The following is a 6,116-nucleotide window of genomic DNA, read 5'->3' on the forward strand; positions in this document are numbered from 1 at the left end:
TTGCGCAGCTTGGCCTCCCGCCGCGAAGAGCTAACCCGTTCCATCGACATTGCCGCCCAGCAAGCCAGCTCCATTGCAAGTGAAGAAGCGCAAGCCCGTGAAGAGCTCACGCGCCTGACAGACGCCGCAGCGCAGGCCGGCCTGCAAAGCGCGCTGAGCGTGAAGCTCGAGCGTGAGGCCGATCTGGGCGCCAAGCGCAGCCAGTACGACGACCTGACCAACAAGCTGCGCGCCAGCGACGAGCGGCGCCTGCAACTGGAGCGCGAGCTGGATCCGCTGCGCCAGCGCATCACCGAGTTCCAGCTGAAAGAGCAGGCAGCGCGCCTGGGCTTTGAGCAATACGCGCAGTTGCTGGCCGACGCGCAGGCCGACCTGGCTGCGGTGGAGCAATCCATCCAGTCCGGCAACGTGCGACTGACCGGCCTGCAAGGCGAAATCGACCGTATCAACCGCGAAATCCAGTCGCTGGGCGCCGTCAACCTGGCCGCGCTCGACGAGCTGAGCACCGCGCGCGAACGCAAGCAGTTCCTAGACGCGCAGTCCGCCGACCTGAATGAAGCCATGACCACGCTGGAAGATGCGATCAAGAAGATCGACATCGAAACGCGCGACCTGCTCTCAAGCACCTTCGACACGGTCAACGGCCATTTCGGCCGGATGTTCCCCGAACTCTTCGGCGGCGGCAATGCCAAGCTCATGATGACGGGCGAGGAAATCCTCGACGCCGGCGTGCAGGTGATCGCCCAGCCGCCTGGCAAGAAGAACCAGACCATTCACCTGCTTTCAGGTGGCGAAAAGGCGCTCACGGCCATCGCCCTGGTGTTTGCGATCTTCCAGCTTAACCCCGCACCTTTCTGTTTGCTGGATGAGGTTGACGCGCCGCTGGACGACGCCAACACCGAGCGCTATGCCAAGCTGGTGCGTTCCATGAGCAAGGAAACGCAGTTCCTCTTCATCAGCCACAACAAGATCGCCATGGAAATGGCCGAGCAGTTGATTGGCGTGACCATGCAGGAGCAGGGCGTGTCGCGCATCGTAGCGGTGGACATGGAAGCCGCCATCGGTTTCGCAGAAGCAGCCTGACCCCAAAATGAGCACTTTGCAGATCAGTCTGGCGGTGGTGGGCGGGCTGGTGCTGGCCGGCGTGGTGGCACACAGCGCCTGGTCGTCGCGCAGGAACCTGCCCAAGCAGGCCACACCGGAAGCCCCCGCTCCCGAGCAAGAGCTTGCACCCGCACAAAGTGGCGAAGGTGCCGCAGCTGAACGGCAGGAACCCAGCTTTGACGTGGATTCTGGCCTGGCATCGCTGGCCTCGCTCGCCACGATGAATGCATCCGAAAGAAAACCAGGCCTTGACGTGCTGATTGATGCCGTTGCGCCCGTGGTGATCGAGGGCATGGTGTCGGGCGAAGCCGCGCTTGCCGCCATGCCCAGCACGCGCCGGGCCGGCAGCAAGCCTTTCGGCGTGGAAGGCCTGAGCGCCATTACCGGCGAATGGGAATTTCCCACAGCAGGGCATCGTTACAGCGCCTTTCAGTGCGGCGTGCAGCTGGCCAACCGTACCGGTGCGCTCAACCAGATTGAATACTCTGAATTCGTGATGAAGGCGCAGGCGTTTGCCGATGCGGTGGGCGGCGAGCCGGAGTTTCCGGAAATGCTGGACGAGGTGGCGCGAGCCCGCGAACTCGACCAGTTTGCCAGCGGCCATGACGCACAGCTGAGCTTTACCCTGCGCGCCGTCAACACGGCCTGGAGTCCGGGTTATGTCCACCAAAGTGCGGCCCGGCTGGGTTTCGTTCCAGGTTCCATTCCCGGGCGCATGGTGTTGCCGGCAAGCCAGCAGGGGCAGGCTCCCATCCTGGGGCTGGCTTTTGATACTCAGGCTGCAATGGCCGAAGACCCGGAGCAGACCGCGCTGCGTGAACTGACGCTGTCGCTCGACGTTCCACAGGTTTCCCGCTCTGAGCAGCCTTTTGCACGCATGTGCGAAGCCGCGCTCTCCCTRGCCGCCAATATGGACGGCGTGATCATCGACGACAACGGCAACCTGATCCGACCTGAGGCGATGGAGGTCATCCATGCAGACCTGGAGCAGCTGTATGACACGCTCGACAGCCGCGATTTGTCGGCGGGCTCGGTGTTGGGGCGCCGGCTTTTTTCCTGAATTTCCCGGGCTTTTCGCCCGTTTCCGACTTTCTTCATGGCCATCAAAGACCTGTTTGCGCAGCCCGAACCCTCGCCGCAGCCGGCCTCCGCCGCGGAGCGCGTCGCTGCGTTGCGCGCAGAGCTGCATCTGCACGCGCACCGCTACTACGTGCTCGATGAGCCCACGATTCCCGATGCCGAGTACGACAAGCTGTTCAAAGAGTTGCAGGCGCTTGAGGCGGCTCATCCGGAACTGCTGACACCCGATTCACCGACCCAGCGCGTGGGCGGCAAGCCGCTGGACCAATTCGCCAGTGTGCGCCACAAGGTGCCCATGCTCAGCATTCGCACTGAAACCGACACGGAAGCCACAGGCGCCCAGAATTTCGATACCCGCGTGCGCAAGGAGTTGGGTCTGGCGGAATCCGATCCGCCTGTCGAATATGTCGCGGAACTCAAGTTCGATGGCCTGGCGATGAGCCTGCGTTATAAAAACGGTATCCTGGTGCAGGCCGCCACGCGCGGTGACGGTGAAGTCGGCGAGGACGTAACGCAGAACATCCGGACCATCAACCAGATTCCGCTTCGATTGCCTGCCGACGCTCCGCCGGTCATGGAAGTGCGTGGCGAGGTTTATATGCGCCGCGCTGACTTCGAAGCGCTCAACGAGAAGCAGCGCGAGAAGATCGCGCAAGGCGCCAAGGGCGAAAAAACCTTCGTCAATCCGCGCAACGCCGCGGCTGGCGGCGTGCGCCAGCTGGATCCAGCGTTGGCCGCGCGGCGGCGCTTGAGTTTTTTTGCTTACGGTTTGGGGGATATCTCTCCGCCGGAAGAGGGCGGTCCGGCGTTCGAAACCCATTTTCAGCTCCTGCTAACACTCAAATCATGGGGTTTTCCGGTCGCAGCCCAGACGCAACTTGCGCAAGGCGCTCCTGAATTAATAGCATTCCACCAGACCATGGGCAAGCAGCGCGACAGCCTGCCTTACGACATTGACGGTGTGGTCTACAAGGTCAACAGCCTGGCGCTGCAGAAAAAAATGGGCTTTGTCACGCGCGAGCCGCGCTGGGCCGTGGCCCACAAATACCCGGCGCAGGAGCAGCTCACCACCGTGCTGGCCATTGAAGTGCAGGTGGGACGCACCGGCAAGCTGACGCCGGTTGCCAAGCTGGCACCGGTGTTTGTGGGCGGTGTCACCGTGACCAACGCCACGCTGCACAACGAAGACGAAGCACGCCGCAAGGACGTGCGGGTGGGAGACACCGTGATCGTGCGCCGCGCGGGTGACGTGATCCCCGAGGTCGTCAGCGTGCTGCTCGACAAACGGGTCCAGGATGCGCCGCAATTCACGATGCCACGCAAATGCCCCGTCTGCGGCTCCGACGCCGTGCGAGAAGAAGATGAAGCCGATTACCGGTGCACTGGCGGACTTTTCTGCGGTGCCCAGCGCAAGGAAGCCATCCTGCATTACGCACACCGGCGCGCCGTCGAAGTCGAAGGCCTGGGTGACAAGCTGGTCGAGCAACTGGTGGATGCGAATGTGATCCGCACCTTGCCCGATCTCTACAAACTGGGCCTGACGGCGCTCGCCAGCCTGGACCGCATGGCGGAGAAGTCTGCCAACAACTTGCTGGAAGCGCTTGAAAAGTCCAAGCAGACAACTTTGCCTCGCTTCCTGTTCGGCCTGGGCATACGCCACGTCGGCGAGGCGACGGCCAAGGAGCTGGCGCGCCATTTCGGCAAGCTGGACGCCATCATGGATGCCACCGAAGAGCAACTGCTGGAAGTCAGCGATGTGGGGCCGATCGTGGCGCAGAGTATTCGCACCTTCTTTGAGCAGGCGCACAACCGCGAAGTGGTCGAGCAACTGCGCGCCTGTGGCGTGACCTGGGAGGAGGGTGAACCAGCTGCCAGGGCGCCGCAGCCGTTGTCGGGCAAGACTTTTGTCATCACCGGCACATTGCCCACCTTGAGCCGCGACGGGGCCAAAGACAAGGTGGAGGCTGCCGGCGGCAAGGTGGCTGGCTCGGTCAGCAAGAAGACCGACTATGTAGTGGCCGGCGAGGAGGCTGGCAGCAAGCTGGTCAAGGCCCAAACACTGGGTGTTCCGGTCATCGACGAAGCGGCCTTGCTGGCCTTGCTGGCTGGCCCACCCGGATAGTTTCAGGCTCACGGGAGGCAACACACCCATGCAGGCATTCGAAAACCTCAACTCTGCGGACCTCCTGGACTCGCTCCTGAGCCTGTCATCCGCGTTCGTCTTTGGCGCCTTGATCGGTTTTGAGCGCCAGTACCGGCAGCGCACCGCAGGACTTCGCACCAACGTACTGGTGGCTGTAGGCTCTGCGATTTTTGTCGACATGGCGAATCGGCTTACCGGCTCGTCGGGTGCGGTGCATGTGGTGGCTTATGTGGTCTCGGGCATTGGCTTTCTGGGTGCCGGCGTGATCATGCGCGAGGAAGGCAATGTGCGCGGGCTCAACACGGCCGCTACCTTGTGGTGCTCGGGTGCTGTGGACGCCTGCGCGGGGGCTGATCTGGTAGTGCAGGCAGGCATTGCCACGCTGTTCGTGCTGGCGGCCAATACCTTGCTGCGGCCCATCGTCAACCAGATCAACCGCTTGCCACTGGACGTGCAGTCGGCCGAGGTAACCAACTCGGTCTATGTGGTCACGAACGGGGGGCATCAAAAAGAGGTGCTGGGTGCCCTGGAGAAATCGCTGGAGGAGCTGCACTATCCGACCAACGACCTCAAAGTGTCCGCTTTCGGCGAGGAAGGCGTGAAGATCCAGGCGACGCTGGTCGCCATTGCGGTGGATGGCCCCGCGATGGACCGCCTTGTCAGTCAGCTCGGTGATTTGCCTGCGGTCAGCCAGGCCTACTGGAGCGCCAGCACCACGGAATAGTGCGTCAAGGAAGCGCCTTACATGGCGTTACCGGGGTTTGCACGCCGGACGTCACGCCAGGCGACTACGCCGGACGTTGAAAAGACCTGTACACACAGGAGTTTTTCATGAATTACAAACGTTTATCTGTCCTGGCAGGGGCTGCCGGCCTGGCTGTTTTGCTGTCTGGCTGCGTGGTGGCGCCGATTGCCCCGCGTCCGGTGGCTGTTTACCCGGCCCGCCCTGTCTACGTAGAGCCAGCCCCCGTGGTGGTGGTTCCCGCGCCCGGCTATTACCGGGGTTGGGGCTACCGGCATTGGCGCTAAAACTTCCCCGATGAGGCCCTGCGACACGATAATTGGCGCATGACCATTCGCGAAATCCTCAAAATGGGCGACCCGCGGCTGCTGCGCGTGGCTCAGCCCGTGACCGCCTTCGACACCGACGAGCTGCACCTGCTCATTGCTGACATGTTCGATACCATGCGCGCTGTCAACGGTGCCGGCCTGGCAGCCCCACAGATTGGGGTCGACCTGCAGCTGGTAATTTTCGGGACTGACACGGTCAACCCACGCTATCCCGATGCACCGGTAGTGCCCCGCACCGTCTTGCTGAACCCTTTGATTACGCCCCTGGGGCCTGAAGAAGAGGGCGGCTGGGAAGGCTGCCTTTCCGTACCCGGTCTGCGCGGCCTGGTCCCGCGCCTTTCGCGAATTCGTTACAGCGGCTTTGACCAGTACGGTGATGCGATTGAGCGTTCGGTGGACGGTTTTCACGCGCGGGTGGTGCAGCATGAGTGCGATCACCTGATTGGCAAGCTTTATCCCATGCGCATCCGCGACTTCAGCCAGTTTGGCTTTACCGAGGTGCTTTTCCCCGGACTGGACGCGTCGGACGACGACTGACCGAGGACGCCTCGAGGGGTACACTGAAGCTGATCGAGGGCTATTTCGCCCCGCCAGAGCGTGTTGTACGCAAGGAAAGCTTCCGGATGTCRCACGCTCCCGTTTCGGGAGCAGTTCCCATCACCGGAGCTGCTTCGCCACCTCCTTACCAGCTGAAATTTGAAACCGTGAGCGGTAGTGG

Annotated in this window: 6 protein-coding genes; all 6 read left to right on the forward strand. The window is 62.4% G+C overall.

Annotated elements, in window-relative coordinates:
• A partial coding sequence (locus AC1D1X_RS13360) for a chromosome segregation SMC family protein (protein ID WP_477698442.1) occupies window positions 1–1,083 on the forward strand: 1,083 nt, incomplete at its 5' end.
• Between the two features lie 7 nt (window positions 1,084–1,090).
• Window positions 1,091–2,164, forward strand: a complete 1,074-nt coding sequence (locus AC1D1X_RS13365) for a cell division protein ZipA C-terminal FtsZ-binding domain-containing protein (protein WP_477669506.1) — start codon at window positions 1,091–1,093, stop codon at window positions 2,162–2,164.
• A gap of 36 nt (window positions 2,165–2,200) precedes the next feature.
• Entirely contained in the window at window positions 2,201–4,306 is a 2,106-nt protein-coding gene (ligA, locus tag AC1D1X_RS13370; RefSeq protein WP_477669507.1) for an NAD-dependent DNA ligase LigA, read from the forward strand.
• Between the two features lie 28 nt (window positions 4,307–4,334).
• Window positions 4,335–5,051: an MgtC/SapB family protein gene (locus AC1D1X_RS13375; RefSeq protein WP_477669508.1), complete on the forward strand. Its 717-nt coding sequence runs from the start codon at window positions 4,335–4,337 to the stop codon at window positions 5,049–5,051.
• Window positions 5,052–5,158: 107 nt separating this feature from the next.
• Window positions 5,159–5,356 carry a hypothetical protein gene (locus tag AC1D1X_RS13380; protein WP_477669509.1) on the forward strand — a complete coding sequence of 66 codons (198 nt, stop codon included), beginning with the start codon at window positions 5,159–5,161 and terminating at the stop codon, window positions 5,354–5,356.
• Between the two features lie 39 nt (window positions 5,357–5,395).
• Window positions 5,396–5,935 carry a peptide deformylase gene (gene def, locus AC1D1X_RS13385; protein ID WP_457280842.1) on the forward strand — a complete coding sequence of 180 codons (540 nt, stop codon included), beginning with the start codon at window positions 5,396–5,398 and terminating at the stop codon, window positions 5,933–5,935.
• Window positions 5,936–6,116: the final 181 nt, after the last annotated feature.

The organism is Polaromonas sp. P1_G4, assembly GCF_056405475.1.

Excerpts from the sequence above, each read along its gene's own strand:
- ligA (WP_477669507.1), top strand. The coding sequence starts at position 2,201 with ATGGCCATCAAAGACCTGTTTGCGCAGCCCGAACCCTCGCCGCAGCCG.
- AC1D1X_RS13375 (WP_477669508.1), top strand. The coding sequence starts at position 4,335 with ATGCAGGCATTCGAAAACCTCAACTCTGCGGACCTCCTGGACTCGCTC.
- AC1D1X_RS13380 (WP_477669509.1), top strand. The coding sequence starts at position 5,159 with ATGAATTACAAACGTTTATCTGTCCTGGCAGGGGCTGCCGGCCTGGCT.
- def (WP_457280842.1), top strand. The coding sequence starts at position 5,396 with ATGACCATTCGCGAAATCCTCAAAATGGGCGACCCGCGGCTGCTGCGC.